Consider the following 19,333-nt stretch of genomic DNA (forward strand, 5'->3'; position numbering starts at 1 on the left):
TTTATCCCCTGCTTAGAGTTGAAACAATTTTGATCACATCACCATTTTTTAGTTTTTGATCACCACTGATTCTTTGTTTTGTTTTACAGTCAATTGCATGCAAGAATCCTTTTGCTATATCAGCATGAATTAATCCTGCCAAGTCTTTTGCAGTAGAATCTTGTGGAAGTAATTTAGTATCAGGTAAAACCATACCGTCCTTATTGGTAAGTTTAGTCTCATCTTCAACTGGATAAACTACTATAAAGTTAAGAGAGTCAAATACGGCGGTGTTTAAGATTTTTTGAATCCCAGTAGACGGAATTTTTTCAAATACTGTTTTTACCAAATCAAGAGCTTTTTGTTGAGGAGGTGCAATCTCTTTTCCTTCAGGAATTGTGAACCCTTCATCTCCAGAAGAGTAATTTACAATACCAGCTTTTGATGCTTTACGTAGTAACAGTTCAGTTTCAGCACTACAAGGAATAACACTACCATCAATTTTTTTGATAATTTCCAGATCAGGACACAAATCAGCTTTGTTTGCAGCAATAATCATAGGTTTTGTATTTTTTCGTAGTTCTTTTGCAAATGATACCATGTCATCATCATTCCATTCTTTTGGATCTCGTGAGATAAAACCTAGTTTTTGCAAAACATCCTGTACTTGAAAGTCTTTAATTCCCAAACCAGTAAACCGTTTTGCAATTCCATCTGTAAGTTTAGCTCTTTTTTGATGAATTTCTCTAGTAATTTTATCCCACTCACGTTTTAAAATATCAGCAAACCATTGATCAAATTCATCTTGAACAAATTCCACATCTTCAAGAGGATCATGAGTTCCTGGTGGAACAGGTTGTCCTTGAATGTCAGTAGTTCCAGCAATATCAACAACGTGAATCAAAACTTCAGCTTGTCTTGCATCATCAAGAAATTGATTTCCTAATCCCTTTCCTTCATGGGCTCCAGGAACCAATCCAGCAACATCAATGAGTTTGACAGGGATGAATCTAGTTCCTTTAACACATAATTCATTTTGATGTTCAATTTTGAAATGTTTACAAGCACAATCAGATTTTACATATGCAACACCAACATTGGGCTCAATTGTTGTAAATGGAAAATTTCCTGAAGCTACAGGTGTCTCAGTAGCAGCTGAAAAAAAGGTAGATTTTCCAACATTTGCTTTACCAAGTAAACCAATTTGCAATGATCTCAAGAATCTAATTCTACTTATTAGTATTGCAGAAATCGTTTAATGGTCACAAAACAAAATTACAGCATGTCAATAGTCATTACAGGGAACCCAGGGGTTGGAAAACATACCATTGCAAAAGAACTTGCACAAAAAATACAATTAGAAATAATGGATATTAATCAAATAGCAAAAGATTCAGGGTTATTTGAAAAAAATGATGAGTCAAATGATGTTGATACAGAAAAACTCAAAGAAATTCTAAAAGAAAAGATTTCAAATAAATGCATAATTGTAGGCCATTTGGCACCATATGTTCTAGATAAAAATAGAGTCAGTACTGTTATTGTATTGAGACGCAACCCATATGATTTAATCAAAGTCTACAAACAAAGGGGATATACTGAAAAAAAGAGTAAAGAAAATGCCAGCAGTGAAATTTTAGGTATCATTACATATGATGCAAAAAATCAATTTGAAGAAAAAGTTGTGCAAATCAACGTTAGTGAAAATGAAATGCAAGATATTCTAAATAAAATACAGGCATCTATTTCAGGCAATCAGAATTCTGAAGAAATAGATTGGCTTGAGTCAGTTACCAAAAATAATGATTTGAAAAAATTTTTTGTTGATTGATTAAATAATACCTTTTGATTTGAAAATGTACTTGTTTGAGATATCAAAAACAGATTTGGCAGGACGCATAGGTACTATAGAGACAAACCATGGAAAGATTGAAACGCCAGCTTATGTTCCAGTTATTCATCCAGTAAAACAAACAATCCCCTCAAAAAAAATCAAAGAGATTGGTTTTGACATAGTAATCACAAATGCATACATTACAAGAAACAACTATGGAGATAAAGCAATAAAAAAAGGAATTCATGAAATTATAAATTATGATCGAGGAATCATGACAGACTCTGGAGGCTATCAAGTTTTAGAGTACGGAGATGTTCCAGTATCTCCAACAGAGATGGCAAATTTTGAAGAAGGGATTATGACAGACTTTGCAATTCCATTAGACAAACCAACAGGATTTGGACTTCCAATAAAAAAAGCAGAAGCATATGTTAAACATACACTTAGAGTATGTAAACAAACTCTTGAGAATAGCAAAGACAATGGACAGATTTGGATTGGGCCAATTCAAGGAGGAGAACATTTTGATCTTGTTGCAAAATCAACAAAAGGTTTGATCAAGATGGGTTACAAGATGTTGGCTTTAGGAAGTCCAGTTGAGTTCATGGAGTCATACGAATATAGATTATTAGCTCAGATGATTGTAGCAGCAAAAAAACAAATTCCACACAATATACCATTACATCTTTTTGGTGCAGGACATCCATTAACGATTCCATTTGCAGTGGCATTGGGTTGCGATACGTTTGATTCTGCATCATACATGCTGTATGCAAAACAAAACAGGTACATCACAGAAGACGGAACACGGTACTTATCAGATATAGCAGTGTTTCCATGTAATTGTGAGATATGCTCAAAGTATACCCCTGAAGAATTACGACAGTTAGAATCAACAGAGAAAATAAACGAACTTGCAATTCATAATCTGTATGCAATAAAATTAGAAGTTGACAAGGTCAAACAGGCAATACACGAAGGCAGATTATGGGAGTATGTTATAAAAAAAGCAAGGGCACATCCAAAATTATTTGAGATGGTCGAAGTAATGACAGAAAATGCTGAATTTCTAAAAATTGCAACCCCAAAATTCAAGGAAAGAGCAATTTTTCTATTTGACAAAGAAGATCAATACAGACCTGAAGTGCAATCATTTCATGAGATAGTTAGGGAATTCAAATCAAAGAAAAAGAAACTGCTAATCACAAAAGAATCATCAACAAAACCAGGATATCTATCTCATCAATTTGTAAACATGGCAAAAAAACTCAAAGATTTTGATGAAATTCAAATTTGTCAATATAATCCACAATTAGGATTGATTCCAATTGAGATTTCAGATATGTTTCCTGCTGCACATCATGAGACATCAAGAATGAATTTTGATCCTGAAGAATTCCCAGAATTTGGAAAAACATGGCACATATTTTTTGAAAAAAATCAGTTTTCAGAAATTCGATATGATAAGGATGATGAATTTTTAAAACATTTTGTAAAAACATTGCCAAAAAAAATCAAGAAAAAATCTTTTTCGTAATTAAAAATAAGAAAAAAGAATGTGCTAAAAGATTCAGCTTATAGTGCTGCGTCTTCGGCCCAACCGTTAATGAAGACACCGTTTTTGTGAAGAGGTACTGGTTGTCCAGCAGTGTAATTCATTGGTCTCATCCAAAAGATTGATTTTGTTGGGCATACACCGATGCATGCACCATCAGAAATACATCTTTCTGGGTAGAAGACAAATGCTTTACCTCTCTTCCAGCCTTCAACTGGTTTTACTCTAAGGACATCTGGACCAAGTGTTGTACAGATTTCTACACATAGTGCGCATCCGATACATCTTTGTTCATCAATGTCTGGAAGTATTGCTATTGGCATTACAACAGTAAGATTGCTTGGTTACTATTTAAACCATGATTGATATCCATAACCCTGTTATGAAATTTGATCGTCAAAAATCATGCGCAAAGTTTGGACTGAAAATTTTAAAAAACAAAAAGATAACGTGATTATCACGTTTATTTTCTCATTGCGTCTATTTGACCAGAAGTAACCCAGTCAAGTAATTCTGCAGAAGATGGATTGAGGTCTGCTTTCTCCATGTTAGGCATAATGATCGGTTTTCACTCAAGAAGGTTTTAACGTAGATGAAAATTCATCTTAATTCTTGAATGTCAAAGTTTTAGGAGCAGCCAATGAGGTTGGCAGATCAGGTTTTTTAGTAAATTGTAATGGAACAAACCTCCTACTAGATTACGGAGTGTTGTTTGGTAGAAGGGGCACACCACCACAATATCCGCTTCACGTAAAACCCAAGGATTTAGATGCAATAATAATTACACATGCTCACTTAGATCATTCTGGAAATGTTCCATCACTTTTTGTAAGTGGAAATACTGACGTATATGCAACTCCTCCAACATTTGATTTATCAAAATTATTAATTGAAGATATGCTAAAAATTGAAAAAAATTCACATCCATTTGACATACCTGAATTAAACAATATGATGAAAAATGCAAAAGAGATTGGATTTAGGCAAAAGGTAACTAAAGGTAATGCAACGTTTGAGCTAAGAGAATCAGGACACGTGATTGGTGGAAGTACAGTACTAGTAGAATCTGAGGGAAAACGACTATTCTATACGGGAGACATTAAAACAAATGGATCAAGAATGCTTCGAGAGATGGATTTGGATATTGGAGAAATTGACATGTTAATTACTGAAAGTACATACGCCAAAACAGAACAAAAACCAAGAAAAGAGTCCGAAGATGAACTAATAGAATTTGCAAAAGAAGTAATGGACAGAAAAGGCATATTGTTTATTCCATCATTTTCAGTTGAGCGTTCTCAAGAAATTGCATGCATTTTAAGGAATGCAAATTTTAAACATAGAATCATCATGGATGGGATGGCATTAAAAGTAAATGAAATAATGTTTAGACATCCAGAATATCTCCGAGATCCAAAAGTATTTTCTGATGCAATTAAAGGTGCTACTGCAATAACAGATCATGCTGAAAGAAAACGGGTAATGGAAGAACCCTGTGTTGTTATTTCTCCTGCAGGTATGCTAGTTGGTGGAAATGCAGTTTTCTATTTACAGCATCTAGCATTTAATGATAAAAACGGGATTGCTCTTGTTTCATATCAAGGCGAAGGCACTCCAGGCAAAAAATTGTTAGAAACAGGAAAGGTATCAGCTAGAGGAAAAGATATCAGCGTAACTGCACAGGTAAAACAGTTTGAGTTTTCAGGTCATGCAGACAGAAATGAGTTATTTGACATGATAAAAAAAATCAAAGGAAATCCCAAAGTACTCACAGTACACGGAGATTCTGAATCATGTGATTTGTTTGCACAAGAAATACATGAGAAATTTGGATTAGAGGCACACTCTCCTGCAGTAAATGAAGAAATTACTGTATGATATGCAAGTCAAACAACCAATAGATGTAGAAAATTCAATAAATAGCGGCCAAGTTTTTCTTTGGAAAAAAAATGACAAGTATTGGTATGGGATCAATGGTCAAGATGTTCTTCAGGTAGACGAATATGGAAAAATAAAATCTCTTAAAAATTATAAAACAGATTTTTTTAGAAATAAAGATAATTTTGATAAAATAATAAAGTCCATTTCAAAAGATAAAATAGTAAAAAATGCTGTAAAAAAATATCCAGGATTAAGAATCACAAAACAAGATCCTTTTCAATGCATAATTTCATTTATTATATCATCTAATTCAAACATCCAAAAAATTAAAAATAATTTAGAAAATATATCAAAGAGATTTGGGGAAAGAATAGAATACAAAGATCAGGAATTTTTTTTATTTCCTAATGCAAGAATACTTTCCAAAGCATCAATAAATGAAATTAAAAAGTGTGGTGTAGGATACCGTGCAGAATTCATAAAAGAAGCTGCAAAAATTATATCCTCTGAAAAATTCAAAATTGAAAACCTAAAAACAGACAGTTATTCTGATGCAAAAAAGAAAATGTGTATCATTCCAGGCATAGGAAACAAGGTAGCAGATTGTATTTTGTTATTTTCTCTTGACAAATTAGAAGCATTTCCATTAGATAGATGGATGATTAGAATTTTAGAAAAATATTATTCAAAAAAATTTCAATTGAACACAAAGACAATTACAGAAAAACAATATGAAATTCTACATAAAAAAATTGTAGATTATTTTGGCCCATATGCAGGATATGCTCAACAATTTCTCTTCAAAATGGAAAGAGAAAACTACAGAAAAAAGTGGCTGTAAACCCTTAAAATGGTAATTAATTGCTAGGTTTTTGGGCCCATAGCTCAGCATGGATAGAGTGCCGGACTTCTAATCCGATGGTCAAGGGATCGAAGCCCTTTGGGCCCGCTTAACAAAATTATTTATTCTAACCAGAAGATGGGTTTTTTGTGAAAGATATAGAATTCAAATTAAATTCAACAGATATTCATCCAAATTCCGAGATTAAAGGAACAATTACTGTGTCATATCCAGGCAGATATGACGGAGTAGTAATCAATACACAGATTTTGGATTCAAATGAACACATCACCTACAAGTCATACAATGGAAAAACCATTTCAAATAATGTGGCAAGATTATTTATCAACAAAGACGTCATGATAGATGACAAAGCAGAATTTACTGCAGTGATAAAATTTGAGCCAACCCAAGAATATGAAGTAAAATTCAGGGCATCAATTATTGAACAACACAAAGAAATTGAAAGTCAAATAATTTTTGCAAAGTATTCTAACTAGAATCTGCTCTTTTCTACAATAACTGAACCAGTCATCCATGGATGAGGTTGGCAATGATAATGAACTTCTTGTGGCTCAGTAAATAGAAATTCATAGGTATCTCCAGGTTTTAGAACACCAGTAGAGCCAAAATCACCACTGTACGTATCAGCATGCCTATGATCAGGGGTCACAGTGTGAGCAGTATCATCATGATTTTCCCAAATCACTTTGTTATTGATTTCTAACAACGCTTCAGCTTTGTTTGGAACGTAGTTTTCATTACCTTCTATAACAGCACCAGGAACAATTTGTATAATTAGTTCTTTTTCAGGATTCAAAATGTGTTCAGATACAGAAGGCTTTGCCAAAGATTCTGGAAGGTAGAAAGATGTGTAAAATACAACAGTTGCAGACATGCCAACAATTAATGCAATTAATCCTATACCATATGCATGACTTGATGTTGGACTACTCATAATTTTTTCACCCCATCAAGATCATCGGTTCCAATATTTGAGTCATTACTTGCACCAACTCCTAAATCGGATTGAGATTTTGGAGTAGGAATTTCAGGAGCCAATTCTTTTGGTTTTTCCTCTGGTTTGGTAGTATCTTCTGGAAGTTCACTTTGTTCAGATGTCTCAGGTTCTGCAAGTTTTGGTTTTTCATCAGATACTGGAACTGGTGGTGGCGGTGGAGCATTTTTTTGTTCACTTAATCCATATCTATACACATGGAAGAATGCTGCAAATACCAACAAAATAATTCCAATAAAGAACAATGATACATTCTTCATTCCTGTTAATGCTGCATTATATGCTGCAATGTTTAGAAATACTTGGAATGCTAATAATGCAATCAATACCCAATTAATCCATTTTTCAGAAAGATTGATTGTAGCCACTTTCTTTGGACCAGTACTTTTTGCAATCTTTGATTTTCTTTCTGCTTCATTTGCAAGCTTAATCATCATGTAAGTGAATCCAAATCCTAAAGGAACCATTAAGATCATTGTAGAATAGAAGAATATTGGATCAATTACCAGACGTTCTACCAATGGAACTGAGATGTCAGGTGAGATATAGAATCCCCAATAAGTTGTGACCATTATTTGTGCAAGACTAGTAATTCCAAATGCAGTGACAATTGGTCTTTCTCTCCAAGAGAATTTCTTGTATCTATCAATGAATGGAACCAATACAAACGATATGATAAATATCAACGGCCAGAGTAACCCTGTTACAAACTTGTCATATTGTGTCCTCATGAACGCGTAAATTCCTGTCAAATACCACTCAGGAACAGTAACACCAGGCGGTACCGTAGGTTCAAACTTGAATCCCATGTCAATTGGGAACACACCTCCTGTGATGAGAATTGCACCACCAATTGCCATTACCATAGGTACATCAAATACTAAGAACCGTGGAAAATGAACAGCCATCAATCCAAGCATAACAATTGGTAACAAGAATACATGTTGAGCATAGAATCTTAATACAAAGTCAGAAAACCCACTACCCAACGCTGCATCACGAATTGTCGGGCCTGCAACAGGGATAGACGTTGTTAGAGACGCTGCAATACTAATTGCAAGTTCTGCTCGTTCACTAAAGATAACATCATATCCAGTAAATGCTTCTAAAATAGTTACAACACCCAAAATAACACCAGTCATCCATAATACTTCATTTCTAATTTTGTATCTTCCACTAAAGTATTGATAATACATGTGAAGAACAGCCAAGAGTACCATTGCATTAGAGCCATGATAGTGTATGTTTCTTATATGGAAACCAAATGGAACTTCGTCATTGATGAATTGAACACTATCCCATGCCCTATCCAAAATTGGTTGATAATAAAACATGAGTAGAGCTCCAGAAATTCCTAGAATGATAAATACAATGAATGTTAACATTCCCAAAAATCCAAATGGACTTACAAATCTTGCAGGAAATGAAAACTTGATTGCAGTAAAGATGGTTCTATCTACACCATCCCATAACCAATAAAGAAATTCAACTACACCGTTTCTTCTTTGCTCAAGCGAAACGGCCATATCCAATTACTCCATTATCATTTGCATTGAAATTTGGTGGCATGATAAACACCAATCCATCTGAATCAATTTCTAAAGTTAGTTTAGGTAAAGTGTTTGAAGGTGCTGCTTGTACTGATGCAGGACCAACAAAAGCAGTTCCAGTTACCGGATCATACATACTTCCATGACAAGGACATTCTCCTCTTTTTCTTCCCTCATCAGGCCAATATTTCCATAAACACCAAAGATGTAAACAAATCATACTATAAGCTCTAAATGCAGAGATATCATTTTTCCCACCACCTAATTCTTCAGGAAGTCGGATGAATTGCCACTTACGAAATGCTTCTGCGTCAAGTGCGGCATCCCCTGTAGCTGGATATGTAATGACTTCAGCGTGATTAACTGGATAAGTGTTAACATTTGCTTGAGTGCCATCAGGCAAAATTACAGGTACCTTTTCAAGAGAAGCCTGATTTGGGTTTGGCATGAAATTTCCAAATGGGACAAACGGAGCAAAAGCTAAACCAGTTCCTGCGGCACCCATTAACTTTAGAAAGTCTCTTCGGGATAATCCGGCAGACTTTTTTGTCCCCACCTCTGACATTCAAGCTGACGTACTCGCCAAATTGCTTATAAACCTTGTTCAGTTACTTGGTAGGTTTTTGTCTAAGAATAAAGACAGAAACAATTCCGATCGCAACCCCTATTGCTATTCCTATTGTTATTCCAGTTGCCAAGGACGAATTTGTTTCTTCAGAGGAAAATACCACATCTTTTTGAATGGATTCTTTTGTAATATTTTCAGACATTTCTCTTGTCTTTGAATCAGAAACAGGTTGTTTTGATTCTGTAATTATTTCTGTATTTTGTGAGATTGTTTCCGGAGAAATATCTGTAAATTTAGCTACAAGCGTGATTGGTTCAGTTGTGAAGTTTCCTCCAAACAAGGTAGAATGCGTCAACAGAGTATAAGTGCCAGTTTGATTGATTGGCACATACAACACAGTTGATGTATCATCTTTGTTTTTTACTGGAAAAAATCCACCACCTTGACTAAATGGAGTGTTTCCTAACCAGTCAAGTGATGGCCATCCAAGAAAATGACCAAACACACCAGAAGGAACATTTGTTTGAATTATTTGTCCCAAGGGGTCCATAACAAATACGGACAGATTTGTATCACTGTTTTTCCATGAAATTTCAATTGCTGCAGAATTTACAGATTCGTTTTGTATATCAAAGTAATATTGTCTCCAGTCACCTGCCATGTAACGATTAACCATATCAAATGCACCTTTAGTGTATCCATTTCCATAAAGAATACTGTCACTTTGTTTTCCTTTGAGCATAATTGTAGAATCATTTTCTGTTACTGGTTCTGTTATTACAAAAGATACAGGTGCATTTACTTCATGCAAGTTACTCTGGAAAGTTAAAAATCCTTGATACACACCAGTTTCTAAATCATCGGGAGTAACCAAAGTAACATCTATTGTTGAAGAATCATTAGGTGGAACAATTATCATTTCAGATTCAGGCCACAGCATAGACCATTTATCATCTTGATAATAACTTGCAGATATAGTATAATCCATTGATGTTGAGTTTTGATTTGTGTTTCCTAACCAGTAAGAGTATCGTGTTGGAACTGGATAAACGCCAACTAGTGGAACACCATCAAATTTTTCATCTGGTTCTGAAATTCTAATTTCCTGAACGGTTCCCCAAGAGCCTCCTCTATTGACTAGAGATATTTCATCACTAGTAACTTTTGTATCATTGTTATTATCCAACCAATCATACAGATACAAGGAAGATATTTTGATATCATCTGCAAAAACATCCGAAGTATTATTCAGGAATTGATTAAAAGGAAAATTTACATTAAGAACCATCAAAGAAGATTCATCAGGAACAGGATTTTTCTCATCAAAAAAATCCATTAGATCTTCATGTTGTTTGACATCAGATAGTTTTACATAGTTTGGAGCAAATGTGTCAGTTTTGTTTAGTATAGAGTCCTGCTGTCTTGGTATTGTTGTTCCATTAAATTGAGTTTGTTTGATTAAGGAAAGAGTTTTTGATTTCACATCAATTGAAAGTGGTATATCAGTAGGGTTTTTGATTGTAAAAGTTGCAGTTGTTCTGTCCCCGGCATTTAATTGTCCTGCAAACCAACTAGTCATTGGAAAGGAATGCGAAGGAAGTTTAAACTGTTCAAACCCTACTTTTGTAGAATTAAAATTGTCAATTATAGGGTCAAGTATACTTTTGATGTTTTCATAAGAGTCATTGTTTGATACAATAAACACTTCGTTATTTCCGTGTACATAATCCAAGGCAGACTCTGTGTTTACCAAACCAGAGCCCTGAGTAAATGGATCATTGTTCATATCAGTTGCAGTGGACATGAGGATATTTTTTATTAAGAAGGGATCATAGTCTTGAGATTGTTTTTTCATCTCTTCAATCAATATGGCGGCACTCCCAGATACTAGTGGTGCTGCCATGCTAGTTCCTCCAAATAATGAAAAGGATTCATCTTTGGAATTTTTTTGAGTTTTTATCACATTTGAGGGAACAAACCCATGTGCACCCATACTCATCACATCAGGTTTCGGATCACCTATAGCTGTGGGTCCTCTGCTAGAAAAATCAACTACATGATTATAGTGTTCAGTAGAATTTCCAAATCTTGGTTGTTCTTTGAATGGGCCATAACCAACAAATACATTATTTGTAGTTGCCCCAACTGCAATTCCAAATGGAGATGCATTTGGCAATCCTATTGTTCCATATCCATGTCCAGAATTTCCAGCACTAGAAACCATGACAACTCCAGGATAATCATCATCAAGTGAATGAGGAGTTGCAAGCATACTTTGAATTAAGGACAAGATATCCATTCCAGGTGCAGCATTAAATGATGGAAAATTCGAAACACCCCAACTATTAGAAATTATATCTACTCGAGGTTTACCAGAAAATGTCCAACCATTATTTTCATTTTCAAATCCTGCAGACCACAACCATGCATAAACAGTATCTCCAAACCATAATGCCTTTACAGGTAAAATTTTGGCATCAGGTGCAACTCCTGTTATGGAATATTTTTTCGTGTCATTATAGATATCGTATGTTTCTTGTCCACGTGAGATAATTGACGCAGCACTGGATGTACCATGCCCCATAAAATCAGTCATAATACCAAAGAATTCACCATCAGGATCTAATGCAGGTAAAAGCGTTCCATTAATTGCATTTAATGTATCATCAATTTCAGTAGAGTTGTTTCGAATGACACCATAAACATCTAAAACTTGTGCACCAAATGTTCCTGCACTATAATCATTTTTTCCATCAGCATTTGAATCATAAACAAGAAACTCTTTGCCACTTCCTAGAACGATTGGTTTTTCATCGGTAAAATCAAAGTCATAGTTTGGTCTTTGACCAGAAGGCAGATCAAATCTAGTATAATCCTCCCACGATGTAGTCATGTCTGGAATTATAGTATCATAAACTCCAGGAATAAAAGAATCAATTACAAGAACAGGTACAACTTGAATTTTTGCAAGAGGTCCGCTTAATCCCCCTTGATATATCACACCCAAGTGATACACACCACTTTTTGATTTTATGTAGTTTCGATTGTCTTGTCCAATTTTCATATCATTTGATAGTGTCCCGTTAAAAACTGGAGAAGAGCCAATTTGAGGAAAGAATGAATTGTAAATTGGAATATCACTTCCCTTTCCCCCCTTAGAGATATCAAGAAACACCCCTTCCTTTGTTACATACGCAGAGGAGGTCATATGTGGTGGGATTGGCTTACTATAATTTCGGATTATTTCGTTTTCATCAATGTATGCAAAAAAAGTTGCATTTGTTAGAACAATCCCTTGTCCATCAGGATCAAGCATAATTGGATGATTAATTTCATCTCGTGCAAGAGAGTGTTGAATGTCAGGATTTGAGAAATCTACCCCCGTATCCACAATTGCAACTACTATACCATTTCCTGATGCGCCATAATTTTGTTTAGCATTGTTTGAACCAGTAATTACACCAATTCTTGAAGCATCTGGAATTAAATCATTTGATGAATGAAAGTCAAGTTTAGAATCCTCAATCACATGAAGGCCTTGTACAGATAACATTGAAGCTGATTTTTCAGATAATAATGAAACATAAAAAAATCCATTATCAGACTGAGCCCCATAAATGGAGTTATTCTTAAGATAATCAAAATTTTGAGAGTTTGTTCCAAAAATCAAATAACGTTTGAAATTATTTTCAATAAAAAAACTATTATCTATATCTATTATTTGAGAATCAAATTCAATTTTATTTGGTTCATCTTGCAAATATACATCATCGCCAGTAAATGCATATGAGTTTGTTAGAACACATGATAAGAGAATGATTGAAAAGAAAATAGCCACTTTGGGCATCAAAGAATTTTTGTTTCTTACATTATTATAACTATCTTCTTCGTGCCAAAATTGCAATCTGTAATGCCACAATAATTCCAATAGATGCAATTATCGGAAAAAGCAGGGAATTTAGTTGGGATGACGCTTCACTGATAAACCCCACAGAAGTAGAAATGGTTCCTGTACTTTCATCGATTTTATTACTTGCAGTTTCCAATGTAGTACCAAACCCTTCAATTTCAGATTGTAAAACATCTAGTTCTTTGGAAGTCTCATCTAAAATTGTGTTTAGTCTAATTATTTGCTCAGATATTCCACCTAGATCTTGACTCAAAACAGTTGTTGCAGCAGAACCATGAGATGTTGTGCCCTGGCTAAATGCTACAACATGAAACACATGTGTTCCCTCTTCAATTGGAGTGTAATCGACATAGTACAGTCCTTGATGCAAAGTCTTAAAGGAATTAGTTAAAGTAACTGACATTCCTGAAGGCAAATGAACATGTGTAGTCCCAAGTAATTCAGCGGGTTGATTTCCTATCAACAGTCCGTCACTTGTTATTTGTACAAATACTCTGATTGGTTGATTTATTGCTGCAATCTCTGGTGCAAATACCAATGTGTTTACAATTCTCTGTACAGGAACATTAAGGAGATCAGCAGTTGAGGAAAACTGTACATCAATTTTTTTTGATATACCATCTTGTTCGGTACTAATTACCTCAACAGTGTATGTCCCATATGGAAAATTAGTTGATGGTTGGGGCCATGTCAATAAAGAATAATTAAAAGAGCCATCAGGATTTGTAGTTAGTTGATCAAACTTTGCGATTGTTTCATCAGGTGCAAATAACCTTAGAATCAAATTCTCTTCGGGCAAACCAGTCCCATAAACTTGAAGATTATGTGATGGTGCATAGACTTTGCTGTTTGTAGATAAATCAAGTGCTGCATAAGAGTTTGGAATTTGCATCATTAACAATATAGAAAAAAATAGAAACAAAATCTGAAATTTCATTTTAATTTATTGCCAACCTTCTCCTAGATATTACTTCTGGAAAAATTGTCTATAACTTTCGTTAAGTAGGATTCAAAAAAGAAAAAAGGGTAATGTGAACTAGTTTTATCTTACGTTGATAGTTGTACTAACTGGTGGTGATAATGCCGTTGGATTATCAACAGACTCCCAAACGAATGCAGTTGCCGTGTAGGTTCCTGCTTGAGTTGGAATCCATGATAAAGCTGGGCTGAATGATTGACCAGCAGATAGTGAACCTGTAATCCATGCTAGTGAGACTGTAACACCGTTAGCATCCTGAATCTGTACCAAGTATGCAAATGGTTGCTCTCTATCCTGACCGTTTGCTAAGTCAGCGCTGATTTGTACCTGTTGGTCAACGGAAACAGAATCTAAGCTGTTACCGAATGCATCAACGGTTCTCAAGTTAGCAGCTGGTGCTCTCTCGAGAGGTGGTACTACAGTGCCAATTAGTGAAGTGGCAGTAATATCAAGTTCATCTGCAGTTGTGTATGGATCAGGTAGTGTATTGTCCTCATATTCTGCAGTGACAGTGTCACCTTCTGAAACTCTGAGTCTGTGACCAGATGATTCATCAAGGGTTGTGAAGAACACAGTTCCCTCAAAGATTCCGGTTGCCTCATTAGTCTCAGTTACAGTAAGGTCAATACCTCCGGCATCGGAGTCAGACCACACATCGACATCGAAGTTGTCGACTGCTTCTGGATCTAAGTTCATGTCTGGATCAATAATTCTTACAACACCTGTTCCGCTAGCTGGATAACTTGCTTCAAGCCATTGGACCTCACCGATGTTCCATCTGATAAGGGCAGAGCCTACAATTGTTTCATCCTCTGAGAATTCAAAGGAGACAGTAAGTCCGTCATCATCATCAGTAGCTAAGAAGCCACCTGTTGGACCGCTACCAGTTGTGGTACCGGTTACATCGCCTGTGTTACCATCACCGTCAGCATCATGGGCGGAGAAACCTGTGAGGATTACTTCACCTGTGAAGATGCCTGTGTCAGTACCAGTTTCGACGAGTTTGTAGTTGTTGAGCTTGTGTCCTCTGGTAGAGACCTTTATTGGATCTTTATCAGTATTTCCAATCTCATCAACTAGATCACTGTCAAAGTTGTGATCTGGTGCGACAATGGTAATGTAAACTTTGTCAGTCCATGTGTATACTTTTTGGTCAAGTTCGACAGTTGCACCGAAGTTTGAAGTGTAGATTGTCAAGTTGACATCTTCATCTTCATCTCCTACATAATCAGATCCGGATGGACCCCAGTCAGTATACTCGAGGACAATTTCTTCTCCTCTTTCTAAGTTATCACCATCTAAAGCATCAGGAATTTCGATGACAATCTGGAAGATACCAGTAGAGTCACCTGTTTCTCTGAAGTCAGTTGGTTCTGGGTCAAATGCGGCTGCTGCGCCACTAACACCCTTGTTACCCATGGTTGTTGTTGCGGCATCAGAGTCCCATTCAATCAAGTCCAAGTCATAGGTCTCAGCAGCATCATTGTCAAGATCAAGGTCTGGCTCAATGAGTGTTAAGATCATGTCGGAACCGATAATGTATACGGATTTGTCGGATTGCAATACACCATTTCTAAGATCAAAGGTAGCAGAGTCAGTAACAGTATTTTCGGAACCTGATGCATCAGCTGGATCAGTGTATTCTACTTGGAGGATATCTCCTTGCAAGATACAGTATTCTGTTCCAGAAGGTGCTGCGGCATCGAATCTGTTAGTGTCAGCTGTACCAGAGGTACCGTCAAGTGCAGCATATAGTGTACTATGATTTGCACATGTGGTGGATGCTGGTCCGTCGGTGAATTTAATGTCTACATCCAACTCGTAAATACCTGCATCTGGGGCGATTTCATCAATCTCACCGAAGCTTCTAATCTTGCTAGTGGAGTTGTTATCACCAACATCAATTAGTCCAGTGTTTCTTTCTGAAGCGCCTGCATAACCGAGAACGACTTTACTTGAACCTCTGATTACAGAGATTTTAAGTGCGTCATCTTGGTTCATTACATCTTCACCAGATGGGTTTACGTCAAAGTCTGGGTCGTTAATTCTTACGTGAATTGTTAGATCTCCTGATGGCAACTCCTCATCAGAATCAATAGTACCAGAAATGCCTGTGGCATGTATTGGGAATACTGATCTTCCGTTTGGAGATGCGTTTGCAGTAGCTGAAGATTCGCCTACGGTACCAAATGGTACGGGGTAGACGGTTCTATCAAGACTGACTGAACCAGTGTTTGCTCTAACGCCTGCAGAATCACCGACTTCAACGATTTCACCAGAGGCATCTCTAAAGTCAACATAGTTGACTTCAATGTCGAGACCAGTGGTTGATTCGTATTGTCCTGGAGAACCAGTAGTGGTGGTATCTGCATTTCTACACCAAAATGATGGTATTTGGAAGTCACCTACAAAGACACCAGTTTCTTTACCTGTTTCAATTAGAGTAAATCCAGTTGCACCAAGTCCAGTATCTGATAGTACATCTTCTAATGATGAAGTTGCAGTTGCAGCTTTACCATCAGATGTACATGTGTTTTCATCAGGTGTTTCCCATTGAACATCATCAAATGTGACATCTAGTAATCTACCAAGTTCACCAAAGCTCAATGTTTGAGTTGTTTTGGAACCAACCATATCTTCGGTCTTTCCAGAACCTTGTTCGACTACGGTAAAGATGTCAATGAGGTCAGAGTCTACGTTAAGATCTAAGTCTTCTAAAGTAATTACTACAGTATCAGCTATCTTGTATGAATCTTGATTAAATGATACAACACCAGAGTGGCTTGGAGCCTCTTCTTGATCAGATACAGGAGTTACTACACCATCTGCACCCAAGTCATTATAGTTGACTCTTGGTGCGTCTTCGTCAGTAAGATCCTCAATTACGATAAATGATGGATCATCTGCGATTGGTGTGATACCAGCAAAGGTATCTGCATCCTGTATGTTAATTTGGTTAACCATGATATACTCAAGTGAACCTTCGAAGGTACTTGTGTTATCACCTGTTTCTTCGGCCTCAATTCTGATTATTTGGTTTGCAAACCTTTCGCCAGCCTGCACACCATCATCAGTGAAACCAAATGAGAAGAAGTCAGCAACGATTACTTCTTTGTCATCAATACTGGCAATACCATTTGTGGTATGTCCAGCACTAGCTACGTTAAACTCGAATACGAGACCCAAGTTTTGACTAGATGGATTAGTTGATGTGAACAATTCACTATCAAGTCCATTTAATGATACATAGTCTTGCATCTTAGTAGAGTTATCTACTAGCAAGAATGCATTGTTTGAAGTACCATTGAATTTATCGTTATCAGCAAGAATTGCAGTTGTTTGGTTAATTAAGAAGATAGTAACATCTGAGCCTCCAAATGATTCAACGTTATAGTTGAAGAAGTTAAAGGCTACACCTGTTGAACCTGCTTTCTTAATTGTTTTTTGCAATTCTTCCATTGTTGTTTCCAAGTCTATTATTACCGTATCAAATCCTGCAGTTGTGTTTGCAGTCTGTGAGATTATTGCTCTTTGACTGAAAGTGTCTACTGCAGCAGTAGAAGTTATGTTATTGTGGTTTGCAGATACGGATACTAGATTATACGTTACTTGATCACCAGCAGCAGGTGAAGATGAACCAATAGTACGTTCTGTTACATTGAATATTGCAACATCTGGTGCTGTGGTAACTTCACCAATGGTGAATGGATCACCGGTTTTGAGTGCTGGAATTAAGGTTACGCTTGGGTTGTCCAAATCTAAGTCTTCATCGGCTCTGCTGTTCTTGTTTTGATCAGCATCAACAATGACTACTGGAATCTCTTCACCAGAGGTCCATTCGTCATCGACTGGCTGAATATCAATACTTGCAAAGTCGAATCCTACAAGAATAGTTTGAGGTGTTTCATTGTAATCGATTGATGCGGAGGTTCCCCTCTTTGCATTATCTGTAATCTTTAGTACTGATTTGTCAGATTCATCATAAGTACCAAAGACACCACTGTTTGGACCTTGTTCGGTGAGGGTAACTGGGATGGAACCTATACCTAACTTAGCTGTCTCATTTGTAATACCAAATGCAGATGCATTGTTGGTACTAGCAGTTGAGTTAAGTTGGTCTAAGACAGTATCGTCATTATCCTGGATTGTCAAAACTTTTGTGCCAGAGTTTTGTGCATCGGTGTTTAATTTCAATACACAATTGTCTTCACACATCAAGTCTGACAATGTAGTTCTCAGAGATAATGCGCTTCCACCTGAAGCACCGTTTTCATCGAATACTTGGTAAAATGTATCAACATTGAAGGATGATGTTGTATTCTTCACGTTGGTAGCAAATGTCCAAGAGTCTTCATCAGTTGGGTCAATGTTTAACCATAAGTCAGTAACTGTTGCGTGAACTTGTGCCAATCTTGGATATACAGCTCTGTCCAAACTCAATTCGGCAAATTGATCAACAGTATCAAAAGTAAGTGTTGTTGATTGAACACCACCACCTTTGTTGTACTGTACGACAACGTTACCTGTTGGGTTTAGAGTATAGAGTTGAACGAAAGGCCAGGCATCATCAGCAGTAAGACCGATTTGGCCTCTGTTGACGTTTGTATTGCCTGCGTTAGGATCTTTTGCTTCTCTTACAACGTTATTGGTACCATTAGCTGTTGATCCAGTAAGGCCAGCAAGATTACATGTTGAGGTGATTGTACCACCAGAACTGCTTCCTGTTTGTGTACCGTTACCTGATCCTACTGTAATTGGAACTGCAATACCGTTTGTTTCAGAAGTTGAGAATCCTAAAATCGATGTACCAGATGCTGCGGAACAGAATGCACCAAAGTCCAATCCAGAACCTGCTGTTGTAGCAGTAGAGTCTGCGATTTGGGCTTGGTCTCTGTCTGCAAAGTAACCATACCAGTTACCATCAACTGCTTGAAGCATTCTCAGTTTCTTGCCGTTAACAGTTACGTCTGGTTCACCTTTTGCCTCATCGGTATCATTGATGTCACTGTCAATTACGACGACCTCAATTACTTGAGGTCCTGACATGTAGTTATCAAACTGTGAGTTTTCTGCGGAAACAAAGAGATTGGCGTTGGCTGCATGTGCAGCAGGCATTACACCTGGAACTGCAAATGTCAGTCCACCGGCAATCATAATTGTCATTAATGTAAGACTAGTTATTTTACGTCCTATTTCGTTATTCATGTTATTGACA

13 protein-coding genes and 1 tRNA gene are annotated in these 19,333 nt (G+C 36.5%); 6 read left to right on the plus strand and 8 right to left on the minus strand.

Annotation, left to right across the window (positions count from 1 at the left end; genetic code table 11):
• Window position 1: 1 nt before the first annotated feature.
• Window positions 2–1,189 carry a redox-regulated ATPase YchF gene (locus NKOR_RS08305; protein ID WP_014963907.1) on the minus strand — a complete coding sequence of 396 codons (1,188 nt, stop codon included), beginning with the start codon at window positions 1,187–1,189 and terminating at the stop codon, window positions 2–4.
• 72 nt (window positions 1,190–1,261) lie between these two features.
• On the opposite strand from NKOR_RS08305, the gene NKOR_RS08310 reads away from it, so the two are divergent.
• Window positions 1,262–1,810 (plus strand): adenylate kinase family protein, encoded by a 549-nt coding sequence (locus NKOR_RS08310; protein WP_016939837.1) that lies wholly within the window; start codon window positions 1,262–1,264, stop codon window positions 1,808–1,810.
• A gap of 31 nt (window positions 1,811–1,841) precedes the next feature.
• Entirely contained in the window at window positions 1,842–3,353 is a 1,512-nt protein-coding gene (gene tgtA / locus NKOR_RS08315; protein ID WP_016939489.1) for a tRNA guanosine(15) transglycosylase TgtA, read from the plus strand.
• Between the two features lie 38 nt (window positions 3,354–3,391).
• Here tgtA and NKOR_RS08320 read toward each other — a convergent pair whose 3' ends face one another.
• Window positions 3,392–3,694: an ATP-binding protein gene (locus NKOR_RS08320; protein WP_014963910.1), complete on the minus strand. Its 303-nt coding sequence runs from the start codon at window positions 3,692–3,694 to the stop codon at window positions 3,392–3,394.
• Window positions 3,695–3,983: 289 nt separating this feature from the next.
• Here NKOR_RS08320 and NKOR_RS08325 point away from each other — a divergent pair, with 289 nt between their 5' ends.
• From NKOR_RS08325 to NKOR_RS08340, 4 genes are all read left to right on the plus strand, one after another.
• Window positions 3,984–5,249, plus strand: coding sequence for an MBL fold metallo-hydrolase (locus NKOR_RS08325; RefSeq protein WP_014963912.1), 1,266 nt, complete (start codon window positions 3,984–3,986; stop codon window positions 5,247–5,249).
• The gene (locus NKOR_RS08330; protein WP_014963913.1) at window positions 5,230–6,093 is read left to right on the plus strand and encodes a DNA glycosylase; all 864 of its coding nucleotides are present in this window, start codon (window positions 5,230–5,232) and stop codon (window positions 6,091–6,093) included. The genes NKOR_RS08325 and NKOR_RS08330 overlap by 20 nt, the downstream gene beginning before the upstream one ends.
• A 33-nt stretch (window positions 6,094–6,126) precedes the next feature.
• Window positions 6,127–6,201: transfer RNA gene (locus NKOR_RS08335), tRNA-Arg, on the plus strand.
• Window positions 6,202–6,242: 41 nt separating this feature from the next.
• The gene (locus tag NKOR_RS08340; RefSeq protein WP_014963914.1) at window positions 6,243–6,593 is read left to right on the plus strand and encodes a hypothetical protein; all 351 of its coding nucleotides are present in this window, start codon (window positions 6,243–6,245) and stop codon (window positions 6,591–6,593) included.
• On the opposite strand, the gene NKOR_RS08345 is transcribed toward NKOR_RS08340, so the two are convergent.
• From NKOR_RS08345 to NKOR_RS08370, 6 genes are all read right to left on the minus strand, one after another.
• The gene (locus NKOR_RS08345) at window positions 6,590–7,051 is read right to left on the minus strand and encodes a cupredoxin domain-containing protein (RefSeq protein ID WP_014963915.1); all 462 of its coding nucleotides are present in this window, start codon (window positions 7,049–7,051) and stop codon (window positions 6,590–6,592) included. The genes NKOR_RS08340 and NKOR_RS08345 overlap by 4 nt on opposite strands.
• On the minus strand, window positions 7,048–8,637 hold the full coding sequence (locus NKOR_RS08350) for a cytochrome b (RefSeq protein ID WP_014963916.1): 1,590 nt from the start codon (window positions 8,635–8,637) through the stop codon (window positions 7,048–7,050). Before NKOR_RS08350 ends, NKOR_RS08345 begins: the two co-directional genes overlap by 4 nt.
• Window positions 8,621–9,226, minus strand: a complete 606-nt coding sequence (locus NKOR_RS08355) for a Rieske (2Fe-2S) protein (protein WP_014963917.1) — start codon at window positions 9,224–9,226, stop codon at window positions 8,621–8,623. The genes NKOR_RS08350 and NKOR_RS08355 overlap by 17 nt, the downstream gene beginning before the upstream one ends.
• Before the next feature lie 43 nt (window positions 9,227–9,269).
• Entirely contained in the window at window positions 9,270–13,076 is a 3,807-nt protein-coding gene (locus NKOR_RS08360) for a S8 family serine peptidase (protein ID WP_016939838.1), read from the minus strand.
• A 31-nt stretch (window positions 13,077–13,107) separates the two neighbouring features.
• Complete coding sequence (locus NKOR_RS08365) at window positions 13,108–14,076, minus strand: hypothetical protein (protein WP_016939839.1); 969 nt, start codon at window positions 14,074–14,076, stop codon at window positions 13,108–13,110.
• Window positions 14,077–14,181: 105 nt separating this feature from the next.
• Window positions 14,182–19,323: a hypothetical protein gene (locus tag NKOR_RS08370; RefSeq protein WP_014963920.1), complete on the minus strand. Its 5,142-nt coding sequence runs from the start codon at window positions 19,321–19,323 to the stop codon at window positions 14,182–14,184.
• Between the last annotated feature and the right edge of the window lie 10 nt (window positions 19,324–19,333).

The sequence above is a fragment of the Candidatus Nitrosopumilus koreensis AR1 genome, from assembly GCF_000299365.1.
GTDB lineage: Archaea > Thermoproteota > Nitrososphaeria > Nitrososphaerales > Nitrosopumilaceae > Nitrosopumilus > Nitrosopumilus koreensis.